At 52.6% G+C, this 17,656-nt stretch carries 12 protein-coding genes; 10 read left to right on the top strand and 2 right to left on the bottom strand.

Annotated features, from left to right (window positions below; genetic code table 11):
• Positions 1-33: 33 nt before the first annotated feature.
• On the bottom strand, positions 34-1,068 hold the full coding sequence (locus AC23NW_RS04525; protein ID WP_487447991.1) for an oxidoreductase: 1,035 nt from the start codon (positions 1,066-1,068) through the stop codon (positions 34-36).
• 176 nt (positions 1,069-1,244) lie between these two features.
• Here AC23NW_RS04525 and tsaE point away from each other — a divergent pair, with 176 nt between their 5' ends.
• The 10 genes from tsaE to AC23NW_RS04575 all read left to right on the top strand — a co-directional run bounded on the left by tsaE (position 1,245) and on the right by AC23NW_RS04575 (position 17,239).
• Positions 1,245-1,667, top strand: a complete 423-nt coding sequence (gene tsaE, locus AC23NW_RS04530) for a tRNA (adenosine(37)-N6)-threonylcarbamoyltransferase complex ATPase subunit type 1 TsaE (RefSeq protein WP_293835191.1) — start codon at positions 1,245-1,247, stop codon at positions 1,665-1,667.
• Positions 1,668-1,713: 46 nt separating this feature from the next.
• Positions 1,714-2,922 (top strand): alanine dehydrogenase, encoded by a 1,209-nt coding sequence (locus tag AC23NW_RS04535; RefSeq protein ID WP_293835189.1) that lies wholly within the window; start codon positions 1,714-1,716, stop codon positions 2,920-2,922.
• Positions 2,923-2,926: 4 nt separating this feature from the next.
• Positions 2,927-3,331 (top strand): hypothetical protein, encoded by a 405-nt coding sequence (locus AC23NW_RS04540; protein WP_293835187.1) that lies wholly within the window; start codon positions 2,927-2,929, stop codon positions 3,329-3,331.
• Between the two features lie 141 nt (positions 3,332-3,472).
• Positions 3,473-6,751, top strand: coding sequence for a S41 family peptidase (locus AC23NW_RS04545; RefSeq protein WP_487447993.1), 3,279 nt, complete (start codon positions 3,473-3,475; stop codon positions 6,749-6,751).
• Positions 6,752-7,021: 270 nt separating this feature from the next.
• Complete coding sequence (gene gyrB / locus AC23NW_RS04550; protein ID WP_293835183.1) at positions 7,022-9,022, top strand: DNA topoisomerase (ATP-hydrolyzing) subunit B; 2,001 nt, start codon at positions 7,022-7,024, stop codon at positions 9,020-9,022.
• A 542-nt stretch (positions 9,023-9,564) separates the two neighbouring features.
• Positions 9,565-11,892 (top strand): polyphosphate kinase 1, encoded by a 2,328-nt coding sequence (ppk1, locus tag AC23NW_RS04555; RefSeq protein ID WP_487447995.1) that lies wholly within the window; start codon positions 9,565-9,567, stop codon positions 11,890-11,892.
• 209 nt (positions 11,893-12,101) lie between these two features.
• On the top strand, positions 12,102-13,334 hold the full coding sequence (locus AC23NW_RS04560; protein WP_293844503.1) for a NupC/NupG family nucleoside CNT transporter: 1,233 nt from the start codon (positions 12,102-12,104) through the stop codon (positions 13,332-13,334).
• Between the two features lie 173 nt (positions 13,335-13,507).
• On the top strand, positions 13,508-15,187 hold the full coding sequence (locus AC23NW_RS04565) for a fatty acid--CoA ligase (protein WP_487447996.1): 1,680 nt from the start codon (positions 13,508-13,510) through the stop codon (positions 15,185-15,187).
• Between the two features lie 36 nt (positions 15,188-15,223).
• Positions 15,224-15,715 carry a metallophosphoesterase family protein gene (locus tag AC23NW_RS04570; RefSeq protein ID WP_293844498.1) on the top strand — a complete coding sequence of 164 codons (492 nt, stop codon included), beginning with the start codon at positions 15,224-15,226 and terminating at the stop codon, positions 15,713-15,715.
• 75 nt (positions 15,716-15,790) lie between these two features.
• A complete protein-coding gene (locus AC23NW_RS04575; RefSeq protein ID WP_487447997.1) occupies positions 15,791-17,239 on the top strand; it encodes a Gfo/Idh/MocA family protein in 1,449 nt (482 codons plus the stop codon).
• A 4-nt stretch (positions 17,240-17,243) separates the two neighbouring features.
• Here the strand turns inward: AC23NW_RS04575 and AC23NW_RS04580 are convergent, their stop codons facing one another.
• Positions 17,244-17,561, bottom strand: coding sequence for a low molecular weight protein tyrosine phosphatase family protein (locus AC23NW_RS04580; RefSeq protein WP_293842106.1), 318 nt, complete (start codon positions 17,559-17,561; stop codon positions 17,244-17,246).
• Positions 17,562-17,656 lie beyond the last annotated feature (95 nt).

The following is a 17,656-nucleotide window of genomic DNA, read 5'->3' on the forward strand; positions in this document are numbered from 1 at the left end:
ACTATCTAAGCAAGAGTCTGATGAACAGTGTCTTTAATCAAACGCCAGTACCCGTCCTTCCTGACTGCTTTGCCGCGCCAGCTCCATGATCCGGATGACGGCATAAATCTGTTCAGGCCGTACTTCGGCCGGCTGCTCCCCGCGGATTGCGGCTGCCAGATTATTGTAGAACGTATGGTAGTTACCCGCCAGACTCTCAATCGTTTCCTTACCCGCTTCGGTCGTCAGCGTGCCGTATTGGCTGGCCGGTTCGCGGCCCCAGTCCGGTGTATCAGGTAAAATGTCTTTCCGCTGCGTTTCCTCCTGAATATCCAGCCCTGACTTCACAAACGACCCTGCTGACCCGTGAATGATGTACCGCAGGTGGTTTTCCGGCGCCATCATGTTCGACTTCACGATAACCCGTTTGTCGGGGTAGAACAGCCGGATTTCGAAGTAATCGTCGTTGGTACTGCCCTTGCGGATCATGCGGATGTCGCCGGAAACGGCTTCGGGAACGCCGAACAGCACAAGAGCCTGGTCGAGCAGGTGCGGACCGAGGTTGTAGAGGTTGCCGCCGCCGTCGGGCTCGTGTTCTTTCCAGCTGTCCAGCACGACCGGCCGGTAGCGGTCGAAATGCCCTTCGTACTCATTGATGTCCCCCAGTCTGCCGCTCGCCAGCACCTGCTGAATCGTCAGGAAATCGGCATCGTAGCGGCGGTTCTGGTACGGAATGGCAATAAGCCCTTTCGCCTGCGCGAGGTCGAGCAGTTCGCGGGCCTGTGCGCTGGTGTTAGTAAACGGCTTTTCGATCAGCACATGTTTACCGGCTTCGAGAGCCGCTTTGGCATACGAAAAGTGGGTGTCGTTCGGTGAGCCGACAATCACCAGCTCAATAGCAGGGTCAGTAAACAGCTCTTCGTGGCTCCGTACGGTAATGATCGACGGGTCGAACAACTGCGCGTCGTTGCGGTGACGTTCAACCACCTTCGTCAGCGCGAAATTGGGGTTGGTATGCAGAAACGGCGCATGGAAATAACGGCCCGACAGGCCAAAACCAATCAGGCCGACAGTAATGGGAGAAGGCATAGCAATCGTTTTCCTGGTAAAAATTCACTTAGTAAAGGCCGAAACTAAGCACTCTTTACCCGTCATCCAACCGGTAGTTTGCTTTTCGGGGCCAACACGTTTACTTGCGGACCGATCAGGCGATTTCGGGGCAACTTCGTTACTTACCTGTCCTCTCTTTTGGTTATCTTTGTCACATGACATTGCACATGGATCAATTGGCGGATCTTGATCAGGTAGCGCGCCATTTACTCGATGAAGGAAGTGGCCGGCCGGTCTGGTTGTTTAACGGCGAAATGGGTGCCGGTAAAACAACGCTGATTAAGGCACTGTGCCGGGCACTCGGCGTTGTCAGCGTGGTACAAAGCCCGACGTTCGGGATCGTCAACGAATACACGACACAAGAGGCCGGATCGGTCTACCACTTTGATTGCTACCGGCTGCGCAACGAAGCCGAAGCACTCGATATTGGCATTGAAGAATACTTTTACTCAGGCGATTATTGCTTTGTCGAATGGCCTGAGCGCATCACATCGATCTGGCCGGCCAGCTATTATTCGGTCAGTATCGTAGCCGATGCTACTGGAAAACGTACAATCGAAACACAAAAAGTCGGTTAGCCTGCCAACTGAGGCGCTGGCTTCCCCCTTATAAACTTCATTAAAAGTGACCGGATTCGAGGAACTAGCCAAGCAAACGGCGCTGTATCCACAGGAGGCACCTGTCGCCCTGAAAACAAGCAAGAACAGCTTACTGATCGGACTTCCGAAAGAGGTGGCCATGCAGGAAAACCGGATCGCCCTGACTCCCGAAGCGGTGGCGATTCTGGTCAGAAACGGGCATGAGGTCATCGTCGAAAAAGGAGCCGGTGAAGGGGCTAAGTTTACCGACACAGAGTACAGCGAAGCCGGAGCCCTGATTGCCCCGTCGGCGAAGGAGGTCTACGAGGCCAACCTGATTCTGAAAATCGAACCGCTGATCGACGAGGAGTTTTCGTATATCAAGTCGGGCAGTACGCTGATTTCGGCCCTGAACCTGCCGGCACACGAACGGCGGTATTTCGAGCGGCTCAACGAGTGCAATCTCACGGCCCTGGGCTACGAATACATTGAAGACCGTGGCGGCGGGTTGCCGATTATCCGGTCGATGTCCGAAATTGCCGGCAGCACCGTGATGCTCATTGCCAGCGAATACCTGAACAGCGCCAACGGTCAGGGTATTATTCTCGGCGGTATTACCGGTATTCCGCCAACGAAGGTGGTGATTCTGGGAGCGGGCACCGTGGCCGAATATGCCGCCCGTATGGCCATCGGGCTGGGTGCCGAAATCAAGGTATTTGACAAATACCTCTATAAATTACAGCGCTTTAAGTACTCAATCGGTCAGCATATCTACACGGCCATTATCGATTCGGATACACTGACCGAAGCCATTCAGCGCGCCGATGTTGTGATCGGGTCAATGCGGTCGGAAGAGGGCATGAGTCCGGTGGTGGTTACCGAAGAAATGGTAGCGCAGATGAAGCCCGATTCGATCATCATCGACGTGGCCATTGATCAGGGCGGCAACTTTGAAACGTCGCGGATGAGTACCCATAAGCACCCGGTTTACCGGCAGCACGGGGTTATTCACTACTGTGTACCGAACATTGCTTCCCGTGTGGCGCGGACCGCAAGCATGGCCCTGAGCAACGTTTTTCTGCCGTTTCTGCTGCAAACCGGCACCATCGGCGGCATCGAAGAAATGATGTATGCGAACCGTTGGTTTATGAAAGGTGTTTACAGTCATAAAGGCACGCTGACGAATGCCTACATTGCTAAGAAATTCAACATGCGGTATAAGGATCTTGAATTGCTGTTAGCCGCCCGTTTTTAAGAACATGATTCATCACAGTAACGAAAATACCTTACTCGACGATGCGAACTCGCCCGACATCAACAAACGGCTGATGGGCGAAGTGTCGGCCGATTTTGTGCTGGTGGCCGACCACCTGAAAGAAGCATCGTACCAGATCCGGAAGCGCGGTTTTTCGGACTTTCCGATTTTTACAGCTTCCCGCCGTGAAGTTGAACTGGGGCAGCTGCTATTCCGCAGCGGGGATTTAGGCAATGAATGGAATTACAAGGCAACCCTGATTGATGAGTTTGTACAACGCAACCTCATTGGTGCTGAGTCGGTTGATCTGTTCAAGGAGAATTATAAGAATCCGGATGAATACGCCTGCCTCTTTGTGGTGCAGGGCGAATTTGCCGGATTTGTCTACGTGCCGTTCCCTGAAGACTGACAGGATCAGACGTAGGCCGGACAGATACAGGTACGCAAAGCTAAGCTGTTTGTGTACAAATAGTTGCGGGAAATGAGAGAGCCGGACCGATGCGTCCGGCTTTTTTTGTAGCTTTAGGGTAACTCACAATTCCTGAACACTATGAAGCTACTCTTTACGCTACTGGCGGCTACGCTGTCGATGGCAGCCTATGCGCAGAAGCCACTCTGGATGCGGTATCCGGCCATTTCACCCGACGGGCAAACCATCGTTTTCAGTTATCAGGGGGATATCTACAAAGTACCGGCCGCAGGTGGTCAGGCCGTTCCGCTGACTATCCACGAAAGCTACGATTACATGCCGGTCTGGTCGCACGATGGTAAGTCAATTGCCTTTGCTTCAGACCGGTACGGCAACTTCGATGTATTTGTGATGCCGGCTGCCGGCGGTGAAGCAAAACGCCTGACCTTTCACTCGGCCAATGACCTGCCGTCTGACTTTACACCGGATAACCAGCGGATTATTTTCTCATCGGCCCGTACGGACGATGCCGCCAACGCACAGTTTCCGATAGGCTTGCTCGGTGAATTATACAGCGTACCGGTAACAGGCGGCCGGACGAAAATGGAGCTGACAACCCCCGCCGAACTGGCCCGCTACAGCCGCGACGGCCGCACGTTGCTGTACCACGACATCAAAGGCTATGAAGATGCCATGCGGAAACACCATACGTCGTCGGTTACCCGCGATGTGTGGGCCTACGATGTGGCCGCCGGGAAGCATACCAAACTGACAAACTTCATCGGCGAAGACCGGAATCCGGTGCTGGCCGCCGACGGGCAGACTGTGTATTACCTCAGCGAGCAAAGCGGCTCCTACAACGTACACCGCATGCGGCTGGACGATCCCTCGCAGACCAAAGCGGTGACCAGCTTTACTAAACATCCGGTGCGTTTCCTCTCACTGGCCGATAACGGGACGCTGTGCTTTGGCTTCGACGGCGAAATTTATACAATGTCGGCCAACGGTCAGCCGCAGAAAGTGGCAGTTCAGATCATGAACGACGGCCGGTTACTGAGCGAAAAAATTGTGCCGGTCAGTAGCGGCGCCACCGAAATGGCCTTGTCGCCGGGCGGTAAGGAAATTGCGTTTATTGTCCGGGGTGAGGTGTTTGTGACCTCGGTCGAAGGCGGGATTACCCGACGGATTACCAACACGCCGGAGCAGGAGCGTTCGGTGAGTTTCAGCCCCGACGGTCGTACGTTGCTGTACGCCGCCGAACGGAACAACAACTGGAATATTTACAAAAGCACCATCACCCGGAAGGAAGAGCCATATTTTTATTCGTCAACAGTCCTGACTGAGGAGCCGGTCATTGCGACCGATGCCGAGGAGTTTCAGCCTGCGTTTTCGCCTGATGGTAAAGAGGTTGCCTATCTGGAAGAACGGGTGGTACTGAAAGTGGTAAATCTGGCCATGAAAGCTACGCGCACGATCCTGACCGCCGATAAAAATTACTCCTATTCCGATGGTGATCAATACTACCAGTGGTCGCCGGACGGCAAATGGTTTCTGGTTGATTTTGCCGCCTACAACATTTTCTCATCAGATGTCGGCCTGATTGCGGCCGACGGGAAAAGCTCCGTCGTAAACCTGACCCAGAGCGGCTATAATGAAAGCCGCGCCAAATGGTCGATGGGCGGCAAGGCGCTGATCATGACCTCCGACCGCGACGGGATGAAAAACCACGGCAGCTGGGGCGGTGAGGGCGACGCCTACGCGCTGTTTTTTACCAAAGAGGCGTTTGACCGGTTTAAGCTCAGCAAAGAAGATTTTGCCCTGCTGAAGGAAAAAGAAGAAAAGGAGAAAAAGGAGGAAGATGCGGCCAAAGCGGCTAAGGCTGAAGCGGCCAAAAAAGACGCAGGCAAGGCGGTGGCTGCTGAGAAAAAGGACGACACGGGCCTGAAAATGGAACTTGACGGCATTGATGATCGGAAAGTACGCCTGACCATTCACTCGTCAGACCTGTCGGATGCCGTCATGTCGAAGGACGGTGAAAAACTGTTTTACCTCGCCCGCTTCGAGAAAACCTCCGACCTGTGGGTGACGGAGCTGCGCACCAGAGAAACCAAAATTCTGGTGAAGGATGCGGGTTCGGAACTGGAGCTGAGCAAGGACGGTAAATCGCTGTTTGTGCTGTCGGAGCGGGGCATTACCAAAGTTGATGCGGAGTCGGGCAAAAAAGAACCCGTGACGATCAGCGGAGAGATGAACCTGAGCTATCTGGGCGAGAAAGCGTACATCTTTGATCATGCCTGGCGGCAGGTGCAGAAGAAGTTTTACGTGACCGACCTGCACGGTATTGACTGGAAATTTTATCGGGACGAGTACCGGAAATTCCTGCCGTCCATCGCAAATAACCGCGATTTTGCCGAGCTGCTGAGCGAACTGCTGGGTGAGCTGAATGCCTCGCACACCGGTTGCCGTTATGCACACCCGCAGCAGAATATGGATGCCACCGCGTCGCTGGGGCTATTCTATGACCAGTCGTTTACCGGCGACGGGCTGAGAATTACGGAAGTGATTAAGAAAGGCCCGCTCGATGTGGCGGCCTCAAAGGTAAAAGCGGGTGTGATTGTAGAAAAAATCGACGGTCAGCCGATCACGGCGGCAGTGGATCACAACCAGCTGCTGAACCGCAAGGCCGGTAAGAATACGCTGTTGTCGCTCTATGATCCGGCGACCAATGTACGCTGGGAAGAAGCGCTCAAGCCGGTTTCGCTCGGAGAAGAAAATGAACTGCGGTACCAGCGCTGGGTACGCACCCGCCGCGAAGAAACCGAGCGTCTGTCGGGCGGTAAGGTCGGCTACGTACACATCCGGGGCATGAACGACGCGAGCTACCGGACAGCCTACGAAGAGATTCTGGGTAAGTGTGCTAACAAGGAAAGCATCATTGTGGATACACGCTTCAACGGGGGCGGCTGGCTGCACGATGATCTGGCTACCCTGCTGAGCGGACAGAAGTATATTGAGATGGTGCCGCGCGGTCAGAAAGGCGGTCACGAACCGATGCGGAAGTGGATAAAACCATCGGTAGTGCTGGTCGGCGAAAGTAATTATTCCGACGCCCACATGTTCCCGTATGCGTACCGCGCCAACAAAATCGGTAAGATTGTCGGGATGCCGGTACCGGGAACCGGAACGGCGGTCTGGTGGGAAAGCCAGATTGACCCGACACTGGTGTTTGGTATTCCGCAGGTCGGCATGGTTACGACGGATGGTAAGTACATGGAAAATACCCAGTTAGAGCCCGATGTACTGGTGCGGAATGAACCGGAATTGCTCTCGAAAGGCCGTGATCAGCAACTGGAAAAAGCCGTTGATGAACTGCGGACCAACCGGCCGGTCGCGATCCTGCCGAACAACGGACAGGAATAAGATTTTTTTAGGATTTTAACGGATTGGCGGGTAACGGCCGGCGGGTGGTTGCAAAACAGCCGTAAAAGAGTACGAAAAACGGAAAAAGGTAAAAAAGTCTGGCTTTTTGTCAGACTTTTTTATTGGCTGAAAAAACGTGTATATTGAATCGTTCGCCCGAAAACCGGTAGGAAATGATCGTTTTTTTTTGTATTTTTACAATCTTAAACTAGCGTACACGCACGAACCATCACTACCTGTACACACGGATTATTGATCCTACTGAATGGTATGACAAACGAAATAATTGACACAGACGTCCTGACCGACGCAAACGACCGGAGTAACTATGGTGCCAGTAATATCCAGGTGCTTGAGGGGCTTGAAGCCGTGCGCAAACGCCCGGCGATGTATATTGGTGATGTAGGCATAAAGGGATTACACCATCTGATCTGGGAGGTTGTAGATAACTCCATTGATGAGGCTTTAGCAGGCTACTGTGATACAATCCACGTAACGATTAACGAAGATAACTCGATTACCGTCCGCGATAACGGCCGGGGCATTCCGACCGGTTTACACAAAACCGGTAAGTCGGCCCTGGAGGTTGTTATGACTGTCCTGCACGCGGGGGGTAAGTTTGATAAGGATACCTACAAAGTATCGGGTGGTTTGCACGGGGTCGGTGTATCCTGCGTAAATGCACTATCGACACGCTTACGGGTAGAAGTACACCGTGAAGGTAAAATCTTCGAGCAGGAGTATCAGACGGGCCATCCGATGTACGATGTACGGGAGATCGGTACGGCTGAAGATACCGGTACGATGGTGCATTTCAAGCCGGACGAGAGCATCTTTACCGAAGCCGTTTACCGCTACGAAACCGTTGCCGGCCGTCTGCGTGAACTGGCGTTCCTGAACAAGGGTATCCGGATTACGCTGACTGACCTGCGGGAACTGGACGAAAACGGTGAGCCGATCAACCGGACCGAATTCCTGTCGGAAGGTGGTCTGATCGAATTTGTAAAATACCTCGATCAAAGCCGGCCGTCGCTCGAAGGCATGGAGCCGGTGTATATGGAGAGCGATAAGGGCAGCACACCGGTTCAGGTGGCCCTGGTGTATAACATGGAGGCCGGTGAAAACATCTCCTCCTATGTGAACAACATCAATACCATCGAAGGCGGTACACACGTGCAGGGTTTCCGTACGGCGCTGACGCGGGTACTGAAAAACTACGCCGATAAAAACGCCGCCAACCTGCCGAAAAATGCCGGTAAGGTTACGTTCGACGGAGGAGACTTCCGGAAGGGTTTAACGGCTGTCATTTCGGTGAAAGTGGCTGAACCTCAGTTCGAAGGCCAGACTAAAACCAAGCTGGGTAACAGTGATGTCGTGAGCGCCGTAAGTCAGGCGATGTCGGACATGCTGGAAACGTGGCTCGAAGAAAATCCGAAAATCGCCCAGTCGATCATCCGGAAGGTGTTGATTTCGGCCCAGGCGCGGATTGCTGCCGAACTCGCCTATAAGCGTATCATGACGGACCGTAAGGACTTCATGAGCGGTATGGGGCTGCCGGGCAAACTGGCTGACTGTTCGGACACCGACCCGAGCCACTGCGAGCTTTATCTGGTGGAAGGTGACTCGGCCGGCGGATCGGCCAAACAGGGCCGTAACCGGGCGTTCCAGGCGATTCTGCCGTTGCGGGGTAAAATCCTGAACGTAGAGAAAGCCATGGAGCACAAAATCTACGAAAACGAAGAAATCAAGAACATCATCACGGCGCTGGGTATCCGGCTGGAACGCGTTGGCGACGAAACGGTGATGAATCTTGATAAGCTGCGGTACCATAAGATCATCATCATGACCGATGCCGACGTGGATGGCAGTCACATCCGGACGCTGATCCTGACGTTGTTTTTCCGTCACCTGCGCCTGCTGATCGAGCATGGGTATGTCTATATTGCCCAACCGCCGCTGTATCTGGTGAAGAAAGGCAAGGAAGAGCGGTACTGCTGGACCGAAGCCCAGCGCGAGGCGGCTGTCCGCGAAATTGCGGGTGCCGGTCGTGAAGAAAACGTACATGTACAGCGTTACAAGGGGCTTGGCGAGATGAACCCGGAGCAACTCTGGAGTACCACCATGGATCCGGATACCCGGAGCCTGAAGCGGGTAACCATTGAATCGGCAGCCGATGCTGATCACGTGTTCTCGATGCTGATGGGGGATGATGTAGCGCCGCGCCGCGAATTCATCGAGCGCAACGCCAAATACGCCCGGATCGATATTTAATACCGTGGGATCGCCCCAAACATAATACGCCATAACCGTAGGGGCGACCCCACGTGGTCGCCCAAAACATAATACATCACAACCATGGGATCGCCCCCCACGTGGTCGCCCAAAACATAATACATCACAACCATGGGATCGCCCCCCACGCGGTCGCCCAAAACATAATACATCACAACCGTGGGATCGCTCCCCACGTGGTTGCCCGAAACAAAAAGCGAAATAGTGGTGGCACGACGCTAAGTCGTGCCACCACTATTGTTTTAATACCATTTCTTCCCACACAACGCCTGCCTGCAAAAAGCGGAAATCAAGATGCTCCCTGTGTGTCCGTTCCTGAATGATTGGTCAACAACAAAACGATAAATAGAAATTTTACAATTTGTTAGCAGTCAGCAGGAAATAAATGTTACCTATAGGGGTTATATTTGTGAAACGGCAGCATAACCAGCCGGAAAGCGTGTATGACACGATAAATCCGATAATGCATTTCATAAGCGCACTGTGCCTGTTGAAATTGTAAAAATCCTAAACGTATTCGCATGAATCCACATAAAATAGTAACAAATCTTATCTCCCGTATCGGACAGCGTACTGCGGAACCGGTACCTGCAAAAGGGGATAGTAAACTGGCTGCAAAAGCCAATGATAAAGCAATCAGTGTTATCGATCAGAGTAATTACCTGAGTCGTGACCTGAGCTGGCTGAAGTTTAATGAACGTGTGCTCGATCAGGCCCGTAGTCCTGAACGGACGATCATGGAGCGCCTGAAGTTTCTGGCAATTACCGCCTCAAACCTGGATGAGTTTTTTACCATCCGTATCGGAAGTCTGTATAATTACCTGGACTATAACAAAGAGCGGATCGATTATTCAGGCTTGCGGGAGGTGCCGTTTAAAAAAGCACTTTTCCGGGCAGCCCATCAGTTCAATAAGGATCAGCACAGCCTGTTGATGAATGATCTGCTACCGGTCTTTCCGGAAAACGGTCTTCAATTAGTACAATATGGCGATCTGAGTCAGGAGGAGCAGGAAGAGGCGGATCATTACTTTGACCGGACGATTTACCCGACCCTGACGCCGATGCTGTATGACTATACCCATACGTTTCCGGTATTATTGGCGAAGGTGCTGATTTTCGGGGTAGTGACCCAGAATCCGGATGCGAAAGTAGTCCGGAAAAAGCAGATTGCGGAGGAAGATGACCATCACCGGTTGTCGTTTGTACAGATTCCGGCCAACCTGCCGCGCTTCCTGACCATTGAACGGGAAGAGGAGGGCAAAGACCCCATTATGTTGTTTTTGCCGATTGAGGAAATCGTACGGCATAATATCAAAAAGCTCTACAGGAATGTTGAAATTCTGTCGGTAAACCTCTTCCGCATCACGCGTAACGGGGATTTTACCCTTGAAGAAAGTGACGACGTAGAAGCTGACTTTATCGACGAGATCCGGCAGAAGATCAAAAACCGGCGACTTGGCCGCGTGGTGCGGGTTGAGATAGAGCCGGGTGCATCGGAGTGGATGAGCAATCTGTTGAAAAAGAAGTGGGAAATCGACGATTATAATCTGTTCGAAGCGGCTTCGCTGATTGATTTCACCAGTCTCTGGCAGATCATCAAACATCCAGATTTTAAGGCCGATATGCCGGCTCAGCGCTCACCGGTGCCGCCGCTGGGATTAGGCCGTGAGAAAATCAAGGATATTTTCGAGACGATCAAGGAGCGGGATATTCTGCTGCATCACCCTTACAACAATTTTGAGGCGGTACTGCAACTACTCGAACAGGCGGCCGAAGATTCGAACGTACTGGCGATTAAGCTGACCATTTACCGGCTGGCCAAAAACTCGCGGGTGACGGATGCCCTGCTGAAGGCGGCCGAAAACGGGAAGCACGTATCAGCGCTGTTTGAGGTAAAAGCCCGTTTCGATGAAGAAAATAATATCCACGAAGCCCAGCGTCTGCAAAAAGCCGGCTGCTTCGTAATTTATGGCATCAGTAGTTTCAAAACGCACACAAAGCTGCTGCTGGTTGTCCGGAATGAAGGGAGCCGCGTGGTGCGGTATGCCCACCTGTCGAGCGGAAATTACAACGAAGACACGGCCAAGCTGTATACCGATATCGGGCTGCTGACGGCCGATGATGTGTATACACACGATATTTCCGAGTTCTTCAATGTAATCACCGGGCACTCGCTGCCTAATGATTACCAGTACCTGATTACGGCCCCGCGTGACATGCGTAAACAGCTGATCCGGCTGATTCAGACGGAAGCCGAAAACGCACAGGCGGGTAAGGATAGCGGTATCTGTATTAAGATTAACTCGCTGGAGGATAAGGAAGTAATCGACGAGTTGTACCGTGCTTCGCAGGCCGGCGTACCGATCCGGCTGATTGTGCGGGGCATTTGCTGCCTGCGGCCAAAACGGGTCGGATTGAGCGAAAACATCACGGTGCGGTCAATCGTGGGCGACTTTCTGGAGCACACCCGTATTTTCTATTTCCACAATAACGGTAATCCGAAAATTTACGGCGGCAGTGCAGATGTGATGGTCCGCAGCTTCGACCGGCGGCTTGAATCATTGTTTTTCCTCGCCGATCCAAGGGTTCGCAAGCAGTGCATGCAAATCCTGGAATTCAACCTGCGCGACAATATCAACGCGTATGAACTGAATGAGGACGGCAACTATAAAAAATGTGAAGTAGAAGAGGGGCAGGAGGCGTTTAACGCGCAGAAACGTTTCTTTGATCTGACAGAGGACGATATCAAGGATGTGGTGTGCCTTTTCCGGAAAGACGAAGCGGAAAAAGAGGAAACGCCGGAAGAGCCGATTGAAGAATCGGCTGCGCAGGCGATTGCCAACCTGTAGGAAAGAATAATTTGTTTTCAGGCTGAAGCCGTATGCGGGGATTACCCGGGCATACGGCTTTTTCGTGTCCGGGTGTCTTTAAAAAGTACTAAAAAAGGCCATAAGGACCGGCTGTCTGTCAAAGTATTCTCCTAAAGCCCATCGGTAAAGGCATAAACTTTGTATCTTCGCAGGACCTAATTGAAACTTTTATCATCTAACAACGCTAAATGGAGCGCTTCACCGGGCTTATCGGCATTGTCCTGATTCTGGGCATTGCCATATTGATGTCTAATAATCGCCGTGCAATTAATTTAAGAACCGTAGGAGTTGGACTGGGCCTGCAATTTGGTCTGGCGATTTTTGTCTTAAAAACGGACGTTGGCCGGAACCTGTTCAGTGTCCTGGGGGCTTTCGTGAAAAAACTACTTGATTTTGCCGATAAAGGCGCCGATTTCGTGTTCGGTCCGCTGGTACGGGAGACCCTGCTCAACAAGACATTCGGTCAGCCAACGATCTTTTTCTTTAAAATTATCCCGACCATCATCTTCGTCGCCGTGCTGGTAAATATTTTTTATCACCTGGGCATCATGCAGCGAATCGTGGCCTTTATGGCCCGGATCATGAAATGGCTGATGGGCGTGAGTGGTGCCGAAGCGTTATCAAACGTATCGAGTGCATTCGTGGGGCAGGTCGAGGCGCAGATCATGATAAAGCCTTATCTGAAAGGCATGACCAACTCTGAGCTGCTGGCCTCAATGGCGGGAAGTTTTGCTTGTATTGCGGGTGGCGTTATGGCCATTTACATCTCGTTCGGTATTCCGGCCGAGTACCTGCTGGCCGCCAGTATCATGGCTGCGCCAGGTGCGCTGGTCATCAGCAAGATTGTTTTTCCGGAAACGGAAGTCTCTGAAACACAGGGGTCAGCAAAGGTTGATATCAAGAAAAACCACGCGAACCTGCTCGACGCGATTGCTGCCGGTGCCAGCGAAGGCTTGAAAGTCGGTTTCAACGTAATTGCGATGCTGATCGGGTTTATTGCCCTGATCGCCCTGATCGACGGGATTCTGTTTAAAATAGGGGAACTGGCCGGTTTTCCGGAGTTAAGCCTTAATTTTCTGTTAGGCAACCTGTTCTCCGTTTTTGCCTGGGCAATGGGGGTTCCAACGAAAGATATTCAGGCGGCCGGTGCGCTGATGGGTACCAAAATGGTCGTTAACGAATTCGTTGCTTACCTGGATCTGATCAAGTTAAAAGATACCCTGGATCCGAAAACGGTAGCCATTACCAGCTTCGCCCTGTGCGGGTTTGCGAACTTCAGCTCGATTGCGATTCAGGTGGGAGGGATCAGCGAACTGGCCCCAAGCCGCCGCAGTGATCTGGCGCGCTTAGGCTTTAAGGCGCTGATTTGTGGTACATTAGCCAGTTACATGTCGGCCACCCTGGCCGGACTGCTGCTCTAGGTCTTGTAAAACGACACACAAAAGCCATCCTTTCGGTAAGAAGGGGTGGCTTTTTTTATGCAATTCATACACATTTTAGTCCGGATCAGCCTTTTTACGTACCAGATACTTGCTTGATGCGCGTTGTTTCTATAGCTTTCATTCAAGAAATTCCTGGTATAGCTTAATTGGTCATGATCTCGACAAAACTAATCCCGCGTACGGCATCGGCCCATGAGCCGCCGATGCTCATCAAGCAATTATTGGCCCAATCGCTGAAATACGAGCCGCAGCGCGAAATCATATACCGCGATTTATTCCGGATGACCTACGTGACCTTTAATAAACGGGTACGGCAGCTGGCCAACCTGCTTGGCAGTCTGGGGGTGAAAGGCGGTGATACGGTGGCGGTAATGGACTGGGATAGTCACCGGTATCTCGAATGCTTTTTCGGCGTACCCTGCGTCGGGGCCATTCTTCATACCATCAACGTGCGCTTGTCGCCGGCGCAGATTCTGTACACCATGAATCACGCCGAAGACAAGGTCGTGCTGATTCATGAAGACTTCCTGCCGTTGCTGAATGCCGTAAAAAGTCAGCTGACAACGGTTGAATCCATCATTGTGATCAGTGATAAGGTCTATGCCGAAGGCGGATCGGTGGCGGTGCCTGAAGGGTTTGCCGGTGAATACGAAGCCCTGCTCAGCGGTCAGTCCGACGAATACGATTTCCCGGATTTCGACGAGAATACCTGGGCCACTACGTTTTACACGACCGGCACAACCGGCAATCCGAAAGGGGTTTACTTCTCACACCGGCAGCTGTTTATGCACACTATGGGCCTCATGAGTTATGTCTGCGGGTATCAGGCGGTGCCGTTCAGCTCGCTGGCGGATGTGTATATGCCGATCACGCCGATGTTTCACGTGCATGCCTGGGGCTTTCCGTTTCTGGCGACTATGTTGTCGACCAAACAGATTTATCCGGGGCGTTATGAGCCCGAAATTCTGCTGAAGTTGCTGCTGAAAGAAGGCGTAACGTTATCGCATTGCGTACCGACGATCCTGAATATGCTGGTCAGCAGTCCGGCGGCGCAGCAGTTTAAGCCGCAGCTCAGCAAATGGAAGGTCATTATCGGCGGATCGGCGCTGACCAAAGGGCTGGCAAAGGCCGCGCTGGAGCTGGGCATTCAGGTCTATGCCGGTTATGGCATGTCGGAGACCGCGCCGATTATGTCGGTAACGTATCTGAACGATCAGGAACGGCCGCTGCCAATCGACGAGCAGGTTGACCTGCGTACGCTGGCCGGGCGGATTTCGCCGTTTATAGAGATGCGGCTTATGGACGATAACGGGCAGTTTGTCCCCCACGACGGGCAGGCGTTGGGTGAGATTGTGGCCCGTGGTCCGTGGCTGACACAAGGCTATTATAAGGAACCGGAGCGTGCAGAAGACCTGTGGCGGCATGGCTGGCTGCATACCGGCGACGTTGCCAGCATCACTCCTGACAACTGGATACACATTGCTGACCGGACCAAAGACGTTATTAAAACCGGTGGTGAATGGGTGTCGTCGCTCGATATTGAAGATCTGTTATCGCAGCAGACAGGCGTTGCCGAAGCGGCAGTGATTGGTCTGCCCGACGAGAAATGGGGTGAACGGCCCTATGCGCTGGTTGTATTGAAGCCGGGCGTTGAGGCATCGGCAGAAGCCTTGCGCAGCCAGTTACAGACAAAGGCAACAGCCGGCGAAATCAATAAGTGGTATGTGCCGGACCGGATTGTATTTGTGCCGGAGATTCCGAAAACAAGTGTTGGTAAAATTGATAAGAAACGAATTCGCAGTGAGATGAAAGATGTGCTGCTGAACGGTTAATTTTGCAGCAACAACCATTCATAACACAGTATACTAATGACCCGCATCGGCCTGCTTTCCGACACACACAGTTATCTTGATCCGCAGATTTTCAGCCATTTTGATGATTGTGATGAAGTTTGGCATGCAGGCGATGTGGGTCAGCTTGTTGTGTTAGACCAGCTAAGGGCTTTCAAGCCGGTGCGGGTTGTCTGCGGCAATATCGACGGCGAGTCAAGCGATCTGCCGTCGCATCAGCGGTTTCAGCTCGAAGGCTTTGATATCTGGATTACCCACATCGGCGGCACGCCGCCCAAATACAACCCCATTGTCCGGCCCAACCTGCAGATTGATACGCCGGATATATTTGTCTGCGGACATTCACACATCCTCAAAGTAGTCCGCGACCCGAAGATGCGGAATCTGCTTTATATGAACCCCGGCGCCGCCGGCAAAACCGGTTTTCACGTCATGCGTACCTGCCTCCGGTTTTCCTTACACGATGGCCAGATTTCTGATATGCAGGCCATTGAGCTCGGCCGCCGATAAACCATTTTTCCCCCCCCCGATAGTACAAAATCAGCCGGAAGGCGTATACCAATCGTATGGATAACCCTTTCCTTTATGAACAAGCAGGATTCTGCGGCTGATAATACCAGTCGCCGGGAGTTTATTAAGGCCTCGACACTGGCTGCTTCCTCGTTTTTTATTGTTCCGCGTCATGTCCTGGGCAAAGGCTATATTCCGCCTAGTGACAAACTCAACATCGCCGGTATCGGTGTCGGGGGCAAGGGCAAAAGTGATCTGGCATCCTTTGCCAAAAGCCCGAACGTAAACATCGTGGCACTGTGCGACGTCGATGACCGGCAGGCGGTCGATTCACGGGCGAAATTTCCGAAAGCGACGTATTACAAGGATTTCCGCGAAATGCTGAGCAAGGAACGCAAAAACATTGACGCCTGCTCGATTTCAACCCCCGACAACACCCATGCCGTCGCGACGCTGGCGGCAATGCAGCTGGGTAAACACGTGTATACCCAGAAACCGCTGACGCACGACATCTACGAGGCCCGTGTTCTGTCGCAGGCGGCGAAAAAGTACAAGGTCATTACTCAGATGGGGAATCAGGGCGGGTCCGGTAACGGTGTACGGCGGATGCAGGAGATTTATAATTCCGGCATTATCGGCGATGTACACAAGGTACTTGCCTGGACAAACCGGCCCGTCTGGCCGCAGGCAATGCCGACCGACCAGACCTATGAGATTCCGAAAGAGCTGGATTTCGATCTGTGGTTAGGGCCGTCGAAGAAGGTGCCGTACAATCAGGCGTATCTGCCTTGGAACTGGCGGGGCTGGTGGCCATACGGAACAGGTGCCCTGGGCGATATGGCGTGTCATATCCTCGACCCGGTTTTCCGGATCCTGCCCGTCGATTATCCGAATTCGGTGGAATGCAGCGTGGCCGGTACATGGACATTTACCCTCCGCCCGCAGGACGATAATCCTGACTGGACACCGTTTTCAACCTCTATACACCTCAATTACCCGCGTAAAGACAATAAAGGGGATATTAAGCTGAGCTGGTATGATGGTGGTGTGCTACCCGAACTGCCTGAAGAGCTACTGCCGGGCGAGAGTTTTGGTAATTCCGACGGCGGGGTGTTATTTATCGGCTCGAAAGGCAAGCTGATGGCCGACTGCTACGGTGCTAATCCGCGATTGCTGCCGCTGAAAGACAATCAGTATCTGAATATTCCGGAAACCATTGCCCGTGTGCCGGATGAGGATCATTACCTGCAATGGGTGAATGCCTGTATTGATGGCTATGGCAAAGGAAAAACCAGCTCACCGTTTGAGTACGCCGCTCCGTTTACGGAAAGTATTCTGATTGGTAACCTGGCGATCCGCAGCTGGATGCTGCGCGATAATCCGACGGCTAAGCGGTCGGTTGACCGGTACAACGGCCGGAAAAAACTCTACTGGGATGCGGCCAATATGAAGGTGACAAACTACGATCTGGCCAACCAGTACGTCAAACGCGATTACCGCGATGGCTGGAATTTGACGGTGTAGGAGACTACAAATAAGGTGCTACGGCCGCTTCGATTGAGGTGATTAATTCTTCATCCATAAATCCGTACTCGTCCGGAATATCAAGGATGATTGTGGTTTTACCGGCCATTTCATCCGGAAAGCGTTCCGTCAGCCGTTGCTTATGCCGTTTTTCCATGACAAATACCAGATCGGCCCAGACCAGTAATTTCGCCGAAATCCGGATGCGGGCAGAGGGTTCGGTACCCGCTGAACGGGCCTCATGGACAGGATGATTACGAAAGATCGCTTCGGCTGTCGGGCTGCGCCACTGGTTGCGGCTGCAAATGAAGAGCAGGTTCATATGGGGCTGGTGAGGGGTATTAACAGTGGTGGGGGGGGGGGGGGGGGAGGCGCCCACGCTGGGTGGTTTTTGGAGAAGTAAAGTATGAGGGGGTT

Source organism: Arsenicibacter sp. R0_47 (assembly GCF_057652235.1).

Bases quoted from the DNA above. Each gene is read 5' to 3' on its own strand.
- AC23NW_RS04525 (WP_487447991.1), bottom strand. From the start codon at position 1,068: ATGCCTTCTCCCATTACTGTCGGCCTGATTGGTTTTGGCCTGTCGGGC.
- tsaE (WP_293835191.1), top strand. From the start codon at position 1,245: ATGACATTGCACATGGATCAATTGGCGGATCTTGATCAGGTAGCGCGC.
- AC23NW_RS04540 (WP_293835187.1), top strand. From the start codon at position 2,927: ATGATTCATCACAGTAACGAAAATACCTTACTCGACGATGCGAACTCG.
- AC23NW_RS04545 (WP_487447993.1), top strand. From the start codon at position 3,473: ATGAAGCTACTCTTTACGCTACTGGCGGCTACGCTGTCGATGGCAGCC.
- gyrB (WP_293835183.1), top strand. From the start codon at position 7,022: ATGACAAACGAAATAATTGACACAGACGTCCTGACCGACGCAAACGAC.
- ppk1 (WP_487447995.1), top strand. From the start codon at position 9,565: ATGAATCCACATAAAATAGTAACAAATCTTATCTCCCGTATCGGACAG.
- AC23NW_RS04560 (WP_293844503.1), top strand. From the start codon at position 12,102: ATGGAGCGCTTCACCGGGCTTATCGGCATTGTCCTGATTCTGGGCATT.
- AC23NW_RS04565 (WP_487447996.1), top strand. From the start codon at position 13,508: ATGATCTCGACAAAACTAATCCCGCGTACGGCATCGGCCCATGAGCCG.
- AC23NW_RS04570 (WP_293844498.1), top strand. From the start codon at position 15,224: ATGACCCGCATCGGCCTGCTTTCCGACACACACAGTTATCTTGATCCG.
- AC23NW_RS04575 (WP_487447997.1), top strand. From the start codon at position 15,791: ATGAACAAGCAGGATTCTGCGGCTGATAATACCAGTCGCCGGGAGTTT.
- AC23NW_RS04580 (WP_293842106.1), bottom strand. From the start codon at position 17,561: ATGAACCTGCTCTTCATTTGCAGCCGCAACCAGTGGCGCAGCCCGACA.